Here is a 325-nt window from a genome sequence, read left to right as displayed (position 1 = left end):
AACTTTAACTCTGATGGAATTGCATTAATAATTTTTTCACGAATACCTGAAGCTGTAAGAATAATAAAGATAATACCTGACATTAATGTTCCAGCAATTGCTGTTTGCCAAGGAATACCCATCGTTAACACTGCTGTATAAGCAAAGAACGCGTTAATTCCCATACCTGGCGCTAAAGCAATTGGATACTTCGCAAAAATACCCATAATTAACGAACCAATCGCTGCCGCTAATGCCGTAGCAACGAATACTGCACCTGGATCCATCCCTGTACCTGCTGGTAACCCTTTAACATTTCCAAGCGACAGCGTAGCAGGATTGACAA

At 40.6% G+C, this 325-nt stretch carries 1 protein-coding gene; it reads right to left on the bottom strand.

What is annotated here, in order from left to right; all coding sequences use genetic code 11:
* The coding region (locus MR167_RS32040) for a solute carrier family 23 protein (RefSeq protein WP_276575837.1) at positions 1 to 325 on the bottom strand (325 nt) is incomplete at both ends.

It is taken from the genome of Bacillus cereus group sp. BfR-BA-01355, assembly GCF_022663675.1.
GTDB lineage: Bacteria > Bacillota > Bacilli > Bacillales > Bacillaceae_G > Bacillus_A > Bacillus_A thuringiensis_S.
The sequence above is the reverse complement of the archived record's forward strand: the minus strand, read 5'-3'. Positions and strand labels throughout refer to the sequence as shown.